The organism is Myxococcus faecalis, from assembly GCF_050039385.1.
Taxonomy (GTDB): Bacteria; Myxococcota; Myxococcia; order Myxococcales; family Myxococcaceae; genus Myxococcus; species Myxococcus fulvus.
The window spans coordinates 3,385,444-3,401,541 of sequence record NZ_CP144336.1; the positions used below are offsets into that span (position 1 = coordinate 3,385,444).

Sequence of the window (16,098 nt, forward strand, 5' to 3'; positions counted from 1 at the left end):
TGTCCGACCGGAGCGGCCGGAGTCCCGACACGGCTCAGAACGGGATGTCGTCCTCGTTGTTGCCGCCGCCGCCACCGCCCATGCCGTCATCCATCGGAGGCGGCTGGCCGTAGTCGTTGTTGTCGCCGCCGCGCGGCTGCGAGCCGAAGTTCCGGCGCCCGCCACCACCACCGCCGCTGCCCATGTTGTCCCCGGCGTCACGGCCGCCCAGGAACGTCACCGCGTTGGCCACGACCTCGGTCGTGTAGTTCTTGCGGTTCTCCTTGTCGGTCCACTCACGCGTCTGCAGGCGGCCCTCGACGTAGCACTGCCGTCCCTTCTTCAGGTACTCGCCGCAGAGCTCCGCGAGCTTTCCCCAGACGACGATGCGGTGCCACTCGGTCCGCTCCTGCTTCTGGCCGTTCTTGTCGGTCCAGCTCTCGCTGGTCGCGATGCGGAAGTTCGCGACCGCCTGACCTCCCGGGGTGAACCGCACTTCGGGGTCCGCGCCCAGGTTGCCGATGAGGATGACCTTGTTCACGCCTCCTGCCATGACTGCTCCCTCTTCCTTTTCGTCGAGTACCCCCCCACCACGGGGGGGCTACGGGCCCACCGGGCATCAGCCCTGGCAGGTTGCCTTCCACGTATAGCAGTGCGCCCTGACATTTCCAGAAGGCGGACCGCGGCACGGGGCCCGCCCGGGCGACAGCGCACCAGGCGAGCAGACAGGACCTGACGGGTGCGGGACGGGCCCACCCGGGCGCGAACCCGAAGGCTCAGTGCACCCAGGACCGCACGCGAGGCGAACCAGGGCGTGGGGGCGTCCCGAGCGTCGCGCGGCGGGGCCCGCCTTGAGTCACGCCCAGGAGACACCCGCCCGGCAATGCCCCTCGGTGGAACGAGGCTCGGGGTGAGCTGAGGCGGGCTCGCCGCCCGCTTCGATGCGGTGCACACGCGACAGCACGCAAAGCCCCCGCAGCCAGGTGCGTCGCGGCAGGGAATCGCCGCCCGGATGCAGCTCAAAGATGCGAGCCCCGGCCCCGGAAGGCCACCCGCCCGGGCGCCTTCCGGTACGACGGCCCGCGGTGGCGCGACGCTCGCTACCCGCCCGGGTGCGTCTCGGCGGTGCGGGCCTCGGGGGCGCTGCCCTGGGGCTTCGAGGACGCCGGAGGCGGATTGCCCGCCGGAGCCACCACCTGCACCGGCGCGCCTTCCACCGGGCGGGCCTTGGCCTCCGCCACCTTCTGCGACAGCGTCGAGTCCAGGCCCTTGGCGAACGTCGCCACCTGCGGATCCGCCGCGCCCACCAGCTTGCGCAGCGACTTCCAGAACGGATGGTCCGCCTGGCCCGTCTGCACCAGCGCCCGGGCCAGCAGCGTCGTGGACGCCTCGCGGTCCGAGGTCGACGCCGCGCGCAGCGCCACCACCAGCTCCTCCGGCGCCGTGCGAGCCACCTCCCCCAGGGCCACCGACATCTCGCCCTGCGCCGTGGCATCCGCGCCCGTGGCGCCCGCGAGCTCCAGCACCCGCGCCAGCGCCTCCGTGTTCCCACCGGCCGCCAGCTCCACCATGCTCGTGACGCCCGGCACCTCCACCGCCAGCACCCGCGCCACCTCCCTCAGCCGGCCATACACGTCGCTGCCCGCCGAGTAGCTGTCCAGCAACGTGCGCGCGCCCAGGTAGTCGTGCGGGTTGGACTGGTACAGGCCCTCCGCCAGCACCGCGCGCACCGCCGGGTCCCTCTCGCTGCGCCACGCCGTGCGCAGGAAGCCCAGGTTGCGCGGATCCCTCTGACGGCCCAGCTCCAGGTACGTCTTCACGCGCGAGGCCACGTCCCCAATCGCGCCCGCCGCCTTGCCACCGTCCGCCAGCGACGCCACCGCGCTCGAGGGCCCCAGGCTGGAGCCCGTGGCCGCCACCGCCGCGCCCAGCGCGTCCAGCCCCGCGACGATGGGCCCGGCCCGGCCCGCGAAGTCGTTCACCATCATCGAGAACGAGAAGCGCTCACCGCCCGCGCTCGTCACGTAGCCGCTCAGCGCGGACACCCCCTCCAGCGTGCCCGTCTTCGCGCGCAGCCGGCCCACCGCGTCGCTGCCCTCGAAGCGGTACTTGAGCGTGCCGTCCTTGCCCGCGATGGGCACCGAGGACAGGTACTCCGGCGCGAACGGGAAGCGCTCATACATGTAGCGCAGGAGCTTGTTGAGCTGCGTGGCCGAGAAGCGGTTCGCGTCGTTCAACCCGCTGCCGTTCTTCATCACGTACGTGCCGCGCTGGATGCCCACGTCGCGCTCGAGGAACTGCTCCACCACCTCCACGCCCTTGGTGAAGGTGCCCGGCTGGCCCCGCCCCTCGGCGCCCATCGTCTTGAGCAGCTGCTCGGCGACGAAGTTGCTGGAGAGCTTGTTGAGCCGCTTGAGCAGCACGTCGAACGTGTCCGACTGCGCCACGTACACCGCCCGGGCACGCGACGGCGTCGCCCCCGCGCGCACCCTCCCCTTCGCCTTGACGCCCCGCGTGTTCAGGAGCTGCTTGAGCGTCTGGCCGAAGTACATGGGCGGGTTGTCGATCTTCTTCCAGACACTCACCGCGCCGCCGCGCTCGGGCGGCACCTGCCCGCGCACGACAATCTTCTGCTGCGGCCCCACCGGGTCCGACGTCACCGACACCCGCCGCGCCCGGCGCGCTCCCGTGGAGAGCTGGTTGTCGACGATGAAGTAGTCGCTGGGCGGCTCCATCTCCACCACGCCCTTGGCGCCCGCGCTCGCGCCGGGCCGCAGGTAGATGGCCGCCGCGTTCCAGTTGAGGCTCAGCGCGCCCGTGGGCGCCATGTACGCCCGGTCCGAGTCCTCCTGGTCATACCCGGGCGGCGTGCGCTCGGCGTCGAACCACGAGTCGTCCACGACGATTTCGCCCACCTCGCGCACGCCCACGTGCCACAGCTCCGACACCATGCCCCACAGCCGCTCGGTGGTGACGGACGGGTCGCCCTTGCCGCGCACGTAGAGCGTCTTCACCTTGCCGTCCGCGCCCAGCTCCGGGTCCACGAGGAACTCCGTCTCGTAGCGGAACTCCGGCCCGAGCGTCGCCAGCGCCGCCGCGGACGTGACGAGCTTCACGTTGGACGCGGGGTTGAGCAGCTCGTCCGCGTTGTGGGTGAACACCACCGCGCCGTCATCCAGGCTCTGCATGTGCACGCCCACCCGGCTCACCTTGAGCGGGGCACGCTGGAGCACCTCGAGCAGCGCCGCGCGCAACGCCTCGCGGTCCGCGCGCTTCTCGGCGGAGGGCGGCGCCGCCAGGGCACCGGGGGGAAGCAGCAGGGAAACGATGGCCGTCGCGGCCAAGAGGTGTCTGGCTCGAAGAACCTGCACGCACGCTCCGGGGAAGTCGGCGGCCATTATGGTGAATCGCGTGAAACCACGGCAAGGGAGAGGGGGTGCGGGAGTCCACGGCTGGGCGCTCGCTCTACCGCCAAGAACAATTTGGCCGCCCTGGCATGTGGACTTCTTTTCATAATCCAAGGGCGCAAGATGCCACGCGCCCCTGACAGTCGTCGGTGGACAATCGGCCCTGGGAGGAAAGTTCGATGCGTGCGGTGGTGCAGCGGGTGCTGGAAGCGTCGGTGACGGTGGACGGGCAGAAGGTGAGCGACATCGGCCCGGGGCTGCTGGTGCTCCTGGGCGTGGGCAAGGGCGACACCGAGGCGGACGTGGCCTGGATGGTGGAGAAGCTCGCCACGCTGCGCATCTTCGAGGACGCGGGCGGCAAGATGAACCTGTCGCTGGAGGACACCTCGCGGCAGCTCATCGTCGTCAGCCAGTTCACGCTCTACGGCGACGCGCGCAAGGGCCGGCGCCCCAGCTTCATCGACGCCATGGAGCCCACCGTGGCCAAGGCCCTGTACGAGAAGGCCTGTGAGGGCCTGCGTCAGCGCGGCCTGTCCGTGGGCACCGGCATCTTCGCCGCGGACATGAAGGTGGCGCTCGTCAACGACGGGCCCGTCACGCTCCTGTTGGAGAGCCCCGGGAGCACCGCCGCCGCCACGCCCAAGGCCTAGATGCGGACGGAGGTGCCCTTGGTGACGAGCGCCGCGAGGCCCTGCTTCGCCAGCGCCGCCTGACGGATGTGGCCGGTGAGCGCGCCCAGCTCGCGAATCCAGTTCGCCGCGCGCGGCCCCAGCCCGGAGAAGGCCACCGTCAGCGGCGGCGGTTGTGCCTGCTTGCCCAGCCAGTAGGCGAGCACCTCGTCACGCTCCGGCAACGACGGCAGCTTCATGCGCTCCTGCTCGCGCGTGAGCAGCCGCTCCAGCTTGCGCGGCAGGTTCACCTGCCAGTGCGCCACCGCGCGCGCCGGGCGCCAGGCCCAGTCCGCGAAGGCGAAGCGCTCGTTGGGGAAGTACTCGCCCCGGCCCTGGGTGACGAAGACGCGGTCCGGGGGGAACTCCGGGAAGGGGTCCCACTGCCCCGCCAGCAGCGAGGCCAGCCCCACGTCCGCCAGCGGACGCAGGCGGAAGCCGTCGCGCACCTCGCGGGACGTGCGGTTGTCCCAGTAGGGGTAGTGGGCCTCCTCCAGCATCAGCGCCAGGTGCAGCGCCTCGTCCCAGGCGTCCGCGTACCCCGCGTGGCGAGGGTCCACCTCCCAGCCCATGGGCCCCGTCCTCCACGGCTGGAAGGCGAGCCGGTCCACCAGGTCCGCCCAGGGGTCCGCGTCCACCGAGCCCAGGCCGCCGGGCACTGACGTCGCCAGCATGCGCTCGCACAGCATGCGCGACTGGCCGTCCCCCAGCTGCTCCATCAGCGACTCCAGGGCCCCGCTGGCGTCGCCCATGGCGCGCGTGAGGAACGGGAGCACCTGCTCGTGGAAGAACGCGTCGTTGATGGGCCGCAGCACCACGTCCATGGTGTCCCCCCGGCCCGGCGCTCAGGGCCGGGCGTCTTCCTGGATGATGAGCGCGTGGATTTCCGCGGTCGTGGGCGCCTCGAGGATGGCGGCCCGGAAGCGGGGGTTCTTGAAGAGCCGGGAGATGCGGGCCAGGGCCTTCAGGTGCACGCCGGCGCTGTTCTCCGGGGCCACCAGGGCGAAGAACAGGTGGGTGGGCTTGCCGTCGATGGCCTCGAAGTCCACGCCCGCGCGGGACACGCCGAAGGCCGCCTGCAGCTGCGTCATGCCCGGCAGCTTGCCGTGGGGGATGGCCACCCCCTCGCCGATGCCGGTGCTGCCCAGCTTCTCGCGCTCGCGCAGCACCTCCACCAGCCGCTCCTCCAGGAGCGGGGGGTGGGCCCGGGCCAACGTGGCGCTCAGCTCGCGCAACACCTCCTGCTTCGTCCGCGACTGCATGTCCGCGATGACGGCTTGGGGGCTGAGGAACTCGGCGATTCTCACTGACGCTCCCGCGCTGGCGCTCCTGAGATGGCGGCAATTACTCCTCACCCTCGATTCGCGCAAGGGTCGCCTGTCGTCCCGGCGCCACCCCCGCTCACTGCGCGTCAGGGACCGGGACCACGGGCCGCCCCCATGTCTCCCCGCCCCGCCGTCCCCCAGGGGACGATATGCCCTCCCCCAGCGTCCGTTTCCTTCAGTGAACCACGACAGCAAACGAAAAGGGGAGCGACCGCCATGAAGCGAACGCTGTGCTCGAGCCTTGTCCTCTCGCTGCTGGCCACCGGCTGCGCCACGACCGGTGTCCAGGGCTCCGCGCTGGGAGACGCCGCCGAGGAGTCCCTGCTCCTGCGGGGAGACGCCATCACCGGCCCCACCTCCACGCTGAGCATCTCCGACAACAGCATGCACGGGCGCTACCGCCGCCACCCCGTGGCGCTCCAGTGGGACTACCAGTTGCTCACGGGCTCGGTGGCCCAGCAGGGCACGCGGCTGGAGCTGGCCGAGGGGGACGACACCCGCGTCTGGGGCACCTTCGGCGGCCAGCCGGTGGACCTCACCGAGGACGGCACGTGGCTGCATGGCCGGGTGGGCAGCTGCGTCTACCTCCTGAAACGGGAGGCGGAGGCGCTCTCGGGCATGCGCGAGTGCGGGGGAGCGCGCGAGACGGACATCGTCGTGGCCTTCCCCTCCGCCATCCACTCGCGCCCGCTGGGTGAGCGGGCCGCGCTGATGACGCTGGCGCTCGTCAACGTCCGGGCCCCCGCCGTCACCACGCCCGTGGCCGTCTCCACCGGCGTGTTCACCGACCTGCGCAACGCGCAGGGGATGTCCAGTTGCAAGAAGGGCTACTGACGGCCCCTCCCAGCCAGGGCCGAGGCGCGCTCCATCTCCCGGGGGAGAGATGGGGCGCGTCGTTTTTACCGGAAGCCCCCCGCGATATGCGCGGTGGGCCCAGGCGTTCTTGGGGATGGATGCGCCAGCCGCCCTACCCGGGCGGTTGGGGGGACACCGACAAGGCCGTGGCCGACCGCGAGCCTCGTGGGAAGCAGCATCCGTGAAGGACCGACGACGCTCCCGTCATCGACTGGATGGGAGCGTCCGCGCTCCGCCTCCTCGAGGGGGGTGGCGGAGCGCGACGCTTCCTTCAGGCCCTCGCCTCAGGTGCCGGCGGCCGCGGCCAGCGCGGGCGGCTCGTGGGGCTCGATGAGGCCGTACTGGCCATCCTTGCGCCGGTAGACGATGCCCAGCGCGTCCGACTCCACGTTGTGGAACACGTAGAAGTCGTTGTTCATCAGGTTCATCTGCATCACCGCCTCGTCCACCGACAGCGGCTTGACGGTGAGCTGGGTGGAGCTCACCACGCGCGTCGTGGCGGCCACGGGGGTCGCGGGCGGGGCGGCGGCGAGCTTCGGCGCGGGCGTGTCCACCGTGGACTGCTCGGCGATGTCCGCCAGCTCCTCCGCGTCCGGCACCTCGAAGACGGCGTGACGCACCTTCAGGTGGTTCACCAGGTCCTGACGGTGGTGGACGCGCTCCTTTCCGTGATGCGTCTTGAGCTTGTCGCGGTAGCGGCGCAGCTGTCGTTCGATCTTGTCCATCGCCAGGTCGATGGACGCGTACATGTCACTGCTCTTGTCGCGCCCGCGGAGCACCCAGGCGCCGGAGTGGACGGTGATGTCCGCGTGGTGGATGTGGTTGGCTTCCAACCACAGGACGACGTGTGCCTCTCCTGCTCTATCCAACAGCTTGTTCACCCGCTCGACCTTCTCGCGTGCGTACTCCTTGAGGGAATCCGACGCCCCGAACTGACGGAAGGTGATGTTGAACTGCATGCGTGGCTGCCTCCTAGGGTGAGGGGAGCTGCGTGACAGATCAGAAACGTTCTGCCCCCGGGAAAGCAACCCGTCCCCCCAGGTTGACTCTTCCCAAGCGCACCTGCCGTCCGGGGCCTGACAACACGCCGTGACTGGTGCTCGGACCTGCGGGGCACCAGACTCTTCAACCCCTCGGAATCAGGCGGTGCGCCGCCGCACGGACAACGGCGCACCGGGTAGCTCGGGACACGGGCTCAGGCGAGCAGCCTTCCTCCGGTGACACCCAACACCTCCGCGTTCACGAAGCGCGATTCATCCGAGGCGAGGAACACGTAGGACGGCGCCAGCTCCGCCGGCTGCGCGGGGCGGCCCATGGGCGAGTCCTCGCCGAACGTCGACACCTGCTTGCCGTCGAAGGACTGCGGAATCAGCGGCGTCCACACGGGGCCGGGCGCCACGGCGTTGACGCGGATGCCGCGCTCGATGAGCTGCTGCGCCAGGCCCTTGGTGAAGGTGACGATGGCGCCCTTCGTGGTGGCGTAGTCGAGCAGCGGCGGCGTGGGTTGATACGCCTGGATGGAGGCGGTGTTGATGATGGTGCCGCCGGCCTTCATGTGCGGCAGCGCGTAGCGCACCAGGTGGAACATCGCGAGGATGTTGACGCGGAACGTGCGCTCCACGCGCTCGGCGTCCAGCTCCTCGAACCTCTCCACCGCCTTGCCCTGGAAGGCCGCGTTGTTGACGAGCACGTCGATGCGACCGAAGCGCTTCACCGTCGCCTCCACGAGCTCGCGGCACTTCGCCTCCACCGCCAGGTCCCCGGGCAACAGCAGCGCCGAGCGCCCCGCGTCCTCCACCACGCGCTGCACCTGTCGGGCGTCGTCCCCCTCGCTCAAGTAGGAGACGGCCACGTCGGCGCCCTCGCGCGCGAAGGCCAGGCACACCGCACGGCCGATGCCGCTGTCGCCACCGGTGACGAGCGCCACGCGGTCCTTCAGCCGCCCCAGCCCCTTGTAGGACTGCTCGCCGTAGTCCGGCTCCGGCGACATCCGCCCCTCCTTGCCCGGGTGGGCTTGAGTCTGCTCGGGGAAGGGCGGCTTGGGGCCCGCCTCACGCGGGTCGGGGTTCTTCTGAGCCATGGCTGCGCTCCGTTCAGGGGAAAGAGGGTCCCTGCACGGTGGCGTCCGAGGCGGGCCACGACAACCGGGCGAAGCGGGCTCACGTGCCCGCCCGCCCCGGAGGGATGCGAGCGGAGGGCTACTGCACCGAGACCACGTGCTCCTCGGAGTGGAAGTAGGTGCCCGAGCAGTTCACTACGCCCGAGCACTCCAGCACCTCGCCGCGGACCTGGCCCTTCAAGGTGAACAGGTACGTGGAGGCCCCCATGTTCGGCGGTATGGTGAAACTGACGCGGCCGCCATCGCGCGTGGTGGTGAGATTCGCGGGGACGGAGCCCCCCTCGGCCAGGAACGTGGCGCCAGCAGACTCAAGCGACTCGCTCGACGGCATCCACTGATACGAGTAGCTCTGCCCGCGTAGCAGCCGCGACGTGCCGAACGGGCCTTCGAAGTAGCGCCTGGTCTGGGCCTCCTTCATGACGAGGGTGATGGTGCCACTCCCGTCCTGGAAGACGACGCGCGCATCGGTGGGCGGCAGCGCGCCCCACGACTCCGGGTTGAAGTCGAGAAAGGCGCGCGTGGGCAGGCACACGTCGCGGCCCGCAGTGCCGTCCACCCCGCCCCGCTCCACCTGCATGGGCTCGCCGTTGAACGTCGCCGCGACGCCATCGTTCAACCGCGTGCAGACGTCGCCGCCCGCCTGAGAGAAGGTGACGGTGACGCGGTGCGAGCCCGCGGCCTGCTCGCCCTCGAACAGGTCCACGTCCGCGTGCGTGTACAAGAGCGTGCGGCCGGACAGCCCCGCCAGGTCCACGTCCTGCTCCTTCAGCGAGGAGCCACAGCCAGCCACGAGGAGCCCGAGCGCGGCCAGGACACCCGACACACCACGGAAACGAGAGGAAGAGTGCATACGGGCCGCACCTATACCGCCCGCGCCCGCCCGACGGGAGCACAACGGCACGGGGGCGTTGCCTTTCCCACCCCGCCCCGTAGCCCGCCTGCTCGCTAGGCCTCCTCCTGGAGCATCCCCGACAGCCGCGCCCTCACCGCCGGCCACTCGGTGTCGATGACGGAGTAGTAGGCGCTGTCGCGCACCACCCCACCCCGCACCAGGACGTGGTGGCGGAGGATGCCCTCGAACTTCGCGCCCAGCCGCTCAATCGCGGCGCGCGAGCGCGTGTTGCGCTGGTCCGTCTTGAGCTGCACGCGCATGACGCCCAGCGACTCGAAGGCAAGCTGGAGCAGCAGGAACTTGCACTCGGTGTTGACGCGCGTGCGCCACACCCGGCGGCCCAGCCACGTCCAGCCGATCTCCAGCGTGCGGCTGTCGCGCTGGATGTCCAGGTAGCTGGTGGAGCCCACGGGTGTGCCCGTGGCCTTCTCGAGGATGACGAACGGGCGCTCGGTGCCCTTCTCCGCGCCGCGCAGGCGGTCCGCGATGAAGCGCTCCACGTCCGCGAGCGTGCGAGGCACCACCGTGAAGTACGTGAAGAGCTCGTCCTCGCACAACGCGGCGAGGGCCGGGGCGTGCTCGAGCGCCAGGGGCTCCAGGCGCACCGCGCGGCCTTCGAGGACGACGGGGGGAACGACCAGCGGCAGGGGCTCCCTCCAGGGGAGCCCCTCGTCCGAGGGAAGCAGGAGGACAGGGGCGCTCATGAGACGCCCACTGTCCGTCGGCGCAACCCCTCGCGCCAAGAGCCACTTGTCGCGGTCTCAGTAGTACCGCTTGCGCTTGCTGCTCGGGAGGATGCCCAGCACCTCGCGGTACTTGGCCACCGTGCGGCGCGCGATCTCGGTGCCCTGCGAGCGCAAGAGCTCGACGATCTTCTGGTCCGAGTACGGGTTGCGCGCGTCCTCCTGCGCGACGAGCTGCTTGATGTGGTGCTTCACCGCCTCGCTGGCGGTGTCCTCGCCGGACACGCGGGCGATGGACGAGTTGAAGAAGTACTTCAGCTCGAAGATGCCCTGCGGCGTGTGCACGTACTTGCTCGTCGTCACGCGGCTCACCGTGGACTCGTGCATGCCGATGTCCTCGGCCACGTCGCGCAGGATGAGGGGCTTGAGGTGCGCGATGCCCTTGTCCAGGAAGTCGCGCTGGAACTTCACGATGCTCTCGGTGACCTTGTAGATGGTCCGCTGCCGCTGGTGGATGGAGCGGATGAGCCACACCGCGCTGCGCAGCTTGTCCTGGATGAAGTCCTTCGTCTGGCCGGGGCCCACCGCGCCCGTCTTCAGCGCGTTCCGGTAGGTGCCGGAGATGCGCAGCTTCGACAGGCCGTCGTCGTTGAGCACCACCGTGTACTCGTCCCCCATCTTGTAGACGAAGACGTCGGGGGTGATGTACTGCGCGTCGTCCCCGCTGAAGTTGCGGCCCGGCTTCGGGTCCAGCTTGGGGAGCAGCTTCACCGCCTCCACCACCTCTTCCAAGGTGACCTTCAGGTCCTTGGCGATGGCGGGCAGGTTCTTGCTCTCCAGGTACTTCATGTGCCGCTTGATGATGAGGCCCAACAGCGGCGCCTGCGGCTCCTTCATCCCCTGCAGCTGGATGAGCAGGCACTCCTGCAAGTCGCGAGCGCCGCAGCCGCGCGGCTCCAGCATCTGGATGCGACGCAGGGTGCGCTCGGCGATGTGCATCGGCACGTCCGCCTCGTTGGCCAGGCGGATGAGCGGGTCTCCCTCGATGTCCGGCAGCTTGAGGTAGCCGTCGTCATCCAGGTTGCCCAGGATGAGCATCGCGATGCGGCGCTCGGCGTCGTTCAGGCGCAGCGTGCCCAGCTGCTCCTGGATGTGGTCGACCAGGTCCTCCTTCTTGACCAGGTTCGCCTCGAACGACGGCAGGTCGTCCGTGGCCACGTTGCCCTTGTTGGACGCCGTGGTGGGCTCGTTGAACTGGTAGCTGTTGAGGTACTGCTCCCAGTCGATCTCCGGGGGCCCGTCCCCGTCCGCCTTGAACTCCGGGGCGTTGTCCCCGGAGGCCGACGGCAGCTCCACGTCGCGCGGAATCTCGACGTTGTCCGCCTCCAGCGACGCCTCTCCGGGCTCCTTGTCCCCCACGTCGCCCGGTGCCTGCTCGTCCGGCTGCTCCAGGAGTGGATTCTGATCCATCTCCTCGCGGACCTGCTCCAGCAGCTCCATCCGGGAGAGCTGAAGCAGCTTGATGGCCTGCTGCAGCTGCGGCGTCATCACCAGCTGCTGCGCAAGCTTCAGGCTTTGTTTGAGTTCCATCGCCATGAGACAGGGTCTCCCCGAGTGATTCAGCCCCTACACGACACGGGACCAATCAAAGACCGTGCCAACGTAACAAGGCCCCCTGACGGCGTCTAGTGCCCGAATCGTGGTCCCTTGCTTGCATATTCAAAATTCCACAAGGAAACCAAGAGCTTGCACGCACTGAGCGTGACTGGGCCTTGTTGACCTGTCGACGCAAAAGCGAGGCCAACCGGAGTCTATGCACTCGGTTGGCCGCTTGCCAGTCGTCCCTCAAAGCGGCTGCTGGAGGCGGAACCGCTCCCCCAGGTAGACGGCGCGCGCGCGGGGCGAGGCGGCGATCTCCGCGGGGGTGCCCTCCTCGAGGATTTGCCCTTGTGTGATGATGTAGGCCCTATCACAGATGCCCAGGGTGTCCTGGACGTTGTGGTCGGTGATGAGGACGCCCAGGCCGCGCTCGCGCAGCAGGAAGATCTGCCGCTGGAGGTCACCCACGTTGATGGGGTCCACGCCGGCGAAGGGCTCGTCGAAGAGGATGAAGCGCGGCTGGGGCAACAGGCTCCGGGCAATCTCGGCGCGGCGGCGCTCGCCGCCGGAGAGGGTGCCGCCCAGGGACTCCGCGACGTGGGAGAGGCCGAACTCCTCCAGGATGGCGCTGGCGCGGGCCTCGCGGGCCTTCTTGTCCAGGCCCTTCTGCAGCTCCAGCACGGACAGGAAGTTGTCGCGCACGGTGAGCTTGCGGAACACGGAGGCTTCCTGGGGCAGGTAGCCCACGCCCCGGCGCGCGCGGCGGTGCATGGGCAGGTGCGTGAGGTCCTCGTCGCCCACACGCACGCGGCCCGCGTCGGGCGTCACCAGGCCCACCACCATGTTGAAGCTGGTCGTCTTGCCGGCGCCGTTGGGGCCCAGCAGGCCCACCACCTCGCCCGGGGACACGGTGAAGGACACGCCGTTGACCACCTGGCGCCCGCGATAGGCCTTCTTGAGCCCCTCCGCGTACAGCTTCGCGTCGCTCATCGCGGCGCCGCCTCCGGGGCCACGGGGGCCGTGCGAGCGGGCGCGGGCGCGGCCTTGCGCTTGGGGGACGAGGGGGCCGACGGCGGCGACTCGAAGATGATGACGGCGTTCTCCACCTCGAGCTTCTCGCTGCCCAGCGTGAGGCGGACCTTCGTCCCTCGCATGTACGTGGTCCCCTGGCGCGCCTCCGGGGTGCCGGTGACGACGAGCACGCCCGAGGCGACGTCGTACTCGGCGCGCTCGCCGCGGGCCATGCGGTCGCCGTCCACCGCGTGCACGCCGCCGGTGCACACCACGCGCGTCACCACGCGGGGCGGCGCGAAGTAGGCGGTCATCCGGTCGCACTTCAGGTCCAGGGTGCGGTGCTTCACCTTCACGTTGCCGGTGAGCGTGGCCTGCGACTTGCCGCCCTCGATGAGGTCGGCGTTGATCTGCACCGGCTCCTTCAGGTCCACCGGCCCCAGGGGCCCCTGGCCCGGGCTGCCCGCGGCGGCGGCGGCAGGCGTGCCCCCATCCGTGGGCGTGGCGGCGGCGACGGCGGGCACCGGCTGCGCCACGAAGAAGGCCATCACGAGGAACTCAATCACGCCCTGATTCTCCCAGCACGGTCTCCACCGAGCCTTCGAAGGTGAACGTCTCATCCGGGAAGGACAGCTCGAAGCGGTCCGCCCGCAACCGGTACGCCGGCCCTCGTACCTTCACGCCCTCGTTGCCCCGCGCGCCCTTCTCCACGGCGTCGTAGGTCAACCGCGGCGTCTCCACCACCATGCCCTCGCCCGTGCGCACCACCACGCCGCCGGACGCCACCAGCTGCTTGGACGCGAGGCTGCCCTCCATATTCGGGGCGCTGATGTCCAGGCCCTTCTCGGTGCCCACCGACATGCCCTGCTCGGGGGTGCCCGGGGGGATGCGCAAGGTCGCGTTCGTGGCCTGCACGTCGCCGCCGGAGCGCTGGTACGTCAGCGACTCGGCCGTGCCCGACAGCGTCAGGCGCTCGCCCTCGTAGGACACCAGGCGCGCGCCGCGGAGCACCACCTGCGGCGGAGGCTGCTGGGACGCCCCCTCCGCCGGGCGACGCGGGGAGCACGCCGCGACGAGCAGGCAGAGGGCGAGGAGGCGGACGGGCTCGGAGCGCGACACGAGGGTGCCTTCTATCACCGGGCGGTGGCCGGCGCCGCCCCGGCGAGCAGGGCCTGGGGGGAGGCCTCGACGGGGGGCCGCGTCTTCCAGCGCTGATGCATCCACACCCACTGCTCGGGGGTGCGCCGGATGGCCGCCTCGATTCGCGCCGACAGGGCGGCGGTGAGCGCCAGCGCCGCGGCCTCGCGGTCCTCGACCTCGGGCAGGGGCACGTCCTCCATGACCAGCCGGTAGCCGCCGCCCTCCACGCGGTGACAGAAGCCCGTCACCACCGCCGCGCCCGTGCGCACGGCCAGGTCCGCCGCCGCGCGGGGCGTGGCCGCCAGCTGCCCGAAGAAGGGCACGAAGAGCGACTGCACCTTGGTGTCCTGGTCGATGAGCAGCCCCAGGATTTCACCGGCCCGGAGCGCGCGCAGCATGGCCCGCGCCGCGCCGTCCTGGCCCCGCCAGATGCTGCGCACCCCACCCCGCTCCCGGAAGCGCTCCACCAGCTTCGTCAGGCGCGGGTCCGTGGTCTCCTTCGCGATGCTCTGGCTGGGGTAGCCCGCCCGCGCCACCCGCCGGGCCAACAGCTCCCAGTTGCCCACGTGCCCGGAGATGAAGACCACGCCCTTGCCCTTCGCCAGGGCCGCGTCCAGCACCGCCCGGTCCGCCTCCGGCCATGCCACCAGCGACTCCAGCCCCCGGTCCAGCGCGCCCGTGCAGGCCACCTCCAGCGCCGCGGCGCCCAGGTGACGGAAGGACGCGCGGGCCAGCGCCTGCCGCTGTGCGTCGGACTTCTCCGGAAACGCGGTGCCGAGGGACTTCAGGGCCTTGCGGCGCTCACCGCCCGCAATCGTGTAGGCCCACCCGCCCAGGCGAGAGCCCAGGGCCCGGGCCCACCCCAGGGGGAGGGGTTGAAGGCACAACAGGACCGTCCGGATGAGCAGGTACCGGAGGAAACGTTTCAGGCGCTTTGCTAAGGGTGGACGCTCCACACGTCGCTCCATATCCCATGCGCGAATACAACTTCGACGGGCTCGTCGGTCCTACCCACAACTACGCGGGTCTGTCGCCCGGCAACCTGGCGTCACAGAGTCACGTCGGAGAGTCGAGCCATCCCCGGGAGGCCGCGCTCCAGGGCCTGGAGAAGATGCGCTTCGTCTCCGGCCTGGGGGTCGGCCAGGCGGTGCTGCCACCCCAGCCGCGCCCCTCGCTGCGCGCCCTGAGGACCCTGGGCTTCACCGGCACCGACGAGGAGGTCATCACCCGCGCCGCGCGCGAGGCCGAGCACCTGCTGCGGCTGACCTCCAGCGCATCCTCCATGTGGACCGCCAACGCGGCCACCGTGGCGCCCAGCTCCGACACGGCGGACGGCCGGGTGCACCTGACGCCCGCCAACCTGTCGCAGATGTTCCACCGCGCGCTGGAGGCGGACACCACGCACGCGGTGCTTCGCGCCATCTTCGCCGACGAGAAGCACTTCGCGGTGCACGCGCCCCTGCCGCCCGGCAGCCACTTCGCGGACGAGGGCGCGGCCAACCACACACGCCTGGCCACCCCGGGGCACGCGGGGGTGCACCTGCTCGCCTGGGGCCGCAGCGCGTGGCAGGACGTGACGGGCCCCAAGCGCTTCCCGGCGCGCCAGACGCTGGAGGCGAGCCAGGCGCTCGCGCGGCTGCACCAGTTGGACGCGCGCTCGGTGCTCTTCCCGCAGCAGCACCCCGAGGGCATCGACGCGGGGGCCTTCCACACGGACGTGCTCGCGGTGGGCAACGAGCGCTTCCTCATGCTGCACGAGCTGGCCTTCGTGGACCACCCGGGGCTGCTCCAGGTGCTGCGCGAGAAGCTGGGCCCGGACTTCCGCGCGGTGGTGGCCAGCAGCGCGGAGCTGCCCCCCAAGGACGCGGTGAAGGCGTACCCCTTCAACTCGCAGGTGCTGACGCTGCCGGACGGGACGATGGCCATCGTCGCGCCCATCGAGAGCCGCGAGACGCCCGCGGCCCGAGGCTTCCTGGAGCGCGTGGTGGCCGAGGACACGCCGGTGAAGGCGGTGCACTACCTGGACGTGCGCCAGTCCATGAACAACGGCGGCGGGCCCGCCTGCCTGCGCCAGCGCGTGTGGCTGACGGACACCGAGCGCCGCGCCATCCACGCGGACGTCTTCTACACGCCCGCCCTGCACGAATCCCTGGCCGCATGGGTGCGCCGCCACTACCGCGACGTGCTGCGTCCCAGGGATTTGCAGGACCCGCTGCTCGCGCGCGAGACGATGACGGCGCTGGACGAGCTGACGCGCATCCTCAAGCTCGGCAGCGTCTACGACTTCCAGCAGTGACGCCCGCCCGCCTGCTCCAGTGACAGGACGCCGAGCCCTCGCACCGGGGGCTCCGTCCCGAGGGGCGAGGAGTGCCGTGGCCCCAACCGTCGCGGTGACACACCTTTCGTTCAAGGAGGTGGCG

16 protein-coding genes are annotated in these 16,098 nt (G+C 70.6%); 3 read left to right on the forward strand and 13 right to left on the reverse strand.

The features are described from left to right. Positions 1-34 precede the first annotated feature (34 nt). Complete coding sequence (locus VZQ01_RS13365; RefSeq protein WP_223746150.1) at positions 35-532, reverse strand: single-stranded DNA-binding protein; 498 nt, start codon at positions 530-532, stop codon at positions 35-37. A 547-nt stretch (positions 533-1,079) separates the two neighbouring features. Continuing rightward, a complete protein-coding gene (gene dacB / locus VZQ01_RS13370) occupies positions 1,080-3,350 on the reverse strand; it encodes a D-alanyl-D-alanine carboxypeptidase/D-alanyl-D-alanine endopeptidase (RefSeq protein WP_223783448.1) in 2,271 nt (756 codons plus the stop codon). 215 nt (positions 3,351-3,565) lie between these two features. Between dacB and dtd the strand changes: the two genes are divergently transcribed. After that, a complete protein-coding gene (gene dtd / locus VZQ01_RS13375; protein WP_223783449.1) occupies positions 3,566-4,036 on the forward strand; it encodes a D-aminoacyl-tRNA deacylase in 471 nt (156 codons plus the stop codon). Here the strand turns inward: dtd and VZQ01_RS13380 are convergent. Further along, positions 4,033-4,878, reverse strand: coding sequence for a hypothetical protein (locus VZQ01_RS13380; protein WP_141324636.1), 846 nt, complete (start codon positions 4,876-4,878; stop codon positions 4,033-4,035). The two genes, dtd and VZQ01_RS13380, sit on opposite strands and share 4 nt — an antisense overlap. Before the next feature lie 21 nt (positions 4,879-4,899). Next, positions 4,900-5,361 (reverse strand): PTS sugar transporter subunit IIA, encoded by a 462-nt coding sequence (locus tag VZQ01_RS13385; protein WP_046711218.1) that lies wholly within the window; start codon positions 5,359-5,361, stop codon positions 4,900-4,902. 234 nt (positions 5,362-5,595) lie between these two features. On the opposite strand from VZQ01_RS13385, the gene VZQ01_RS13390 reads away from it, so the two are divergent. Next, the gene (locus VZQ01_RS13390; RefSeq protein ID WP_223746147.1) at positions 5,596-6,213 is read left to right on the forward strand and encodes a hypothetical protein; all 618 of its coding nucleotides are present in this window, start codon (positions 5,596-5,598) and stop codon (positions 6,211-6,213) included. 305 nt (positions 6,214-6,518) lie between these two features. On the opposite strand, the gene hpf is transcribed toward VZQ01_RS13390, so the two are convergent. The 9 genes from hpf to VZQ01_RS13435 form a co-directional block, all read right to left on the reverse strand. Beyond that, the gene (hpf, locus tag VZQ01_RS13395; protein ID WP_223746146.1) at positions 6,519-7,193 is read right to left on the reverse strand and encodes a ribosome hibernation-promoting factor, HPF/YfiA family; all 675 of its coding nucleotides are present in this window, start codon (positions 7,191-7,193) and stop codon (positions 6,519-6,521) included. Between the two features lie 236 nt (positions 7,194-7,429). After that, positions 7,430-8,314 (reverse strand): SDR family oxidoreductase, encoded by an 885-nt coding sequence (locus VZQ01_RS13400; protein ID WP_426748011.1) that lies wholly within the window; start codon positions 8,312-8,314, stop codon positions 7,430-7,432. 118 nt (positions 8,315-8,432) lie between these two features. Further along, a complete protein-coding gene (locus VZQ01_RS13405; RefSeq protein WP_426748012.1) occupies positions 8,433-9,203 on the reverse strand; it encodes a hypothetical protein in 771 nt (256 codons plus the stop codon). A 95-nt stretch (positions 9,204-9,298) separates the two neighbouring features. Beyond that, positions 9,299-9,949, reverse strand: a complete 651-nt coding sequence (locus VZQ01_RS13410; RefSeq protein WP_426748013.1) for a GNAT family N-acetyltransferase — start codon at positions 9,947-9,949, stop codon at positions 9,299-9,301. Between the two features lie 57 nt (positions 9,950-10,006). Continuing rightward, the gene (rpoN, locus tag VZQ01_RS13415) at positions 10,007-11,524 is read right to left on the reverse strand and encodes an RNA polymerase factor sigma-54 (RefSeq protein WP_223746142.1); all 1,518 of its coding nucleotides are present in this window, start codon (positions 11,522-11,524) and stop codon (positions 10,007-10,009) included. Positions 11,525-11,773: 249 nt separating this feature from the next. Then, the gene (gene lptB / locus VZQ01_RS13420) at positions 11,774-12,517 is read right to left on the reverse strand and encodes an LPS export ABC transporter ATP-binding protein (RefSeq protein WP_046711212.1); all 744 of its coding nucleotides are present in this window, start codon (positions 12,515-12,517) and stop codon (positions 11,774-11,776) included. Beyond that, on the reverse strand, positions 12,514-13,104 hold the full coding sequence (locus VZQ01_RS13425; protein WP_223746141.1) for an LptA/OstA family protein: 591 nt from the start codon (positions 13,102-13,104) through the stop codon (positions 12,514-12,516). Before VZQ01_RS13425 ends, lptB begins: the two co-directional genes overlap by 4 nt. After that, positions 13,097-13,657, reverse strand: coding sequence for a hypothetical protein (locus tag VZQ01_RS13430; RefSeq protein WP_426748014.1), 561 nt, complete (start codon positions 13,655-13,657; stop codon positions 13,097-13,099). Before VZQ01_RS13430 ends, VZQ01_RS13425 begins: the two co-directional genes overlap by 8 nt. Positions 13,658-13,671: 14 nt before the next feature. Continuing rightward, positions 13,672-14,646, reverse strand: coding sequence for a lysophospholipid acyltransferase family protein (locus VZQ01_RS13435; protein ID WP_223746139.1), 975 nt, complete (start codon positions 14,644-14,646; stop codon positions 13,672-13,674). A 5-nt stretch (positions 14,647-14,651) separates the two neighbouring features. Here VZQ01_RS13435 and astB point away from each other — a divergent pair, with 5 nt between their 5' ends. After that, a complete protein-coding gene (gene astB, locus VZQ01_RS13440) occupies positions 14,652-15,974 on the forward strand; it encodes an N-succinylarginine dihydrolase (RefSeq protein ID WP_426748015.1) in 1,323 nt (440 codons plus the stop codon). Positions 15,975-16,098: the final 124 nt, after the last annotated feature.

Excerpts from the sequence above, each read along its gene's own strand:
- VZQ01_RS13380 (WP_141324636.1), bottom strand. The coding sequence starts at position 4,878 with ATGGACGTGGTGCTGCGGCCCATCAACGACGCGTTCTTCCACGAGCAG.
- VZQ01_RS13365 (WP_223746150.1), bottom strand. The coding sequence starts at position 532 with ATGGCAGGAGGCGTGAACAAGGTCATCCTCATCGGCAACCTGGGCGCG.
- VZQ01_RS13410 (WP_426748013.1), bottom strand. The coding sequence starts at position 9,949 with ATGAGCGCCCCTGTCCTCCTGCTTCCCTCGGACGAGGGGCTCCCCTGG.
- VZQ01_RS13400 (WP_426748011.1), bottom strand. The coding sequence starts at position 8,314 with ATGGCTCAGAAGAACCCCGACCCGCGTGAGGCGGGCCCCAAGCCGCCC.
- rpoN (WP_223746142.1), bottom strand. The coding sequence starts at position 11,524 with ATGGCGATGGAACTCAAACAAAGCCTGAAGCTTGCGCAGCAGCTGGTG.
- hpf (WP_223746146.1), bottom strand. The coding sequence starts at position 7,193 with ATGCAGTTCAACATCACCTTCCGTCAGTTCGGGGCGTCGGATTCCCTC.
- VZQ01_RS13405 (WP_426748012.1), bottom strand. The coding sequence starts at position 9,203 with ATGCACTCTTCCTCTCGTTTCCGTGGTGTGTCGGGTGTCCTGGCCGCG.
- dtd (WP_223783449.1), top strand. The coding sequence starts at position 3,566 with ATGCGTGCGGTGGTGCAGCGGGTGCTGGAAGCGTCGGTGACGGTGGAC.
- astB (WP_426748015.1), top strand. The coding sequence starts at position 14,652 with ATGCGCGAATACAACTTCGACGGGCTCGTCGGTCCTACCCACAACTAC.
- VZQ01_RS13435 (WP_223746139.1), bottom strand. The coding sequence starts at position 14,646 with ATGGAGCGACGTGTGGAGCGTCCACCCTTAGCAAAGCGCCTGAAACGT.
- VZQ01_RS13390 (WP_223746147.1), top strand. The coding sequence starts at position 5,596 with ATGAAGCGAACGCTGTGCTCGAGCCTTGTCCTCTCGCTGCTGGCCACC.
- lptB (WP_046711212.1), bottom strand. The coding sequence starts at position 12,517 with ATGAGCGACGCGAAGCTGTACGCGGAGGGGCTCAAGAAGGCCTATCGC.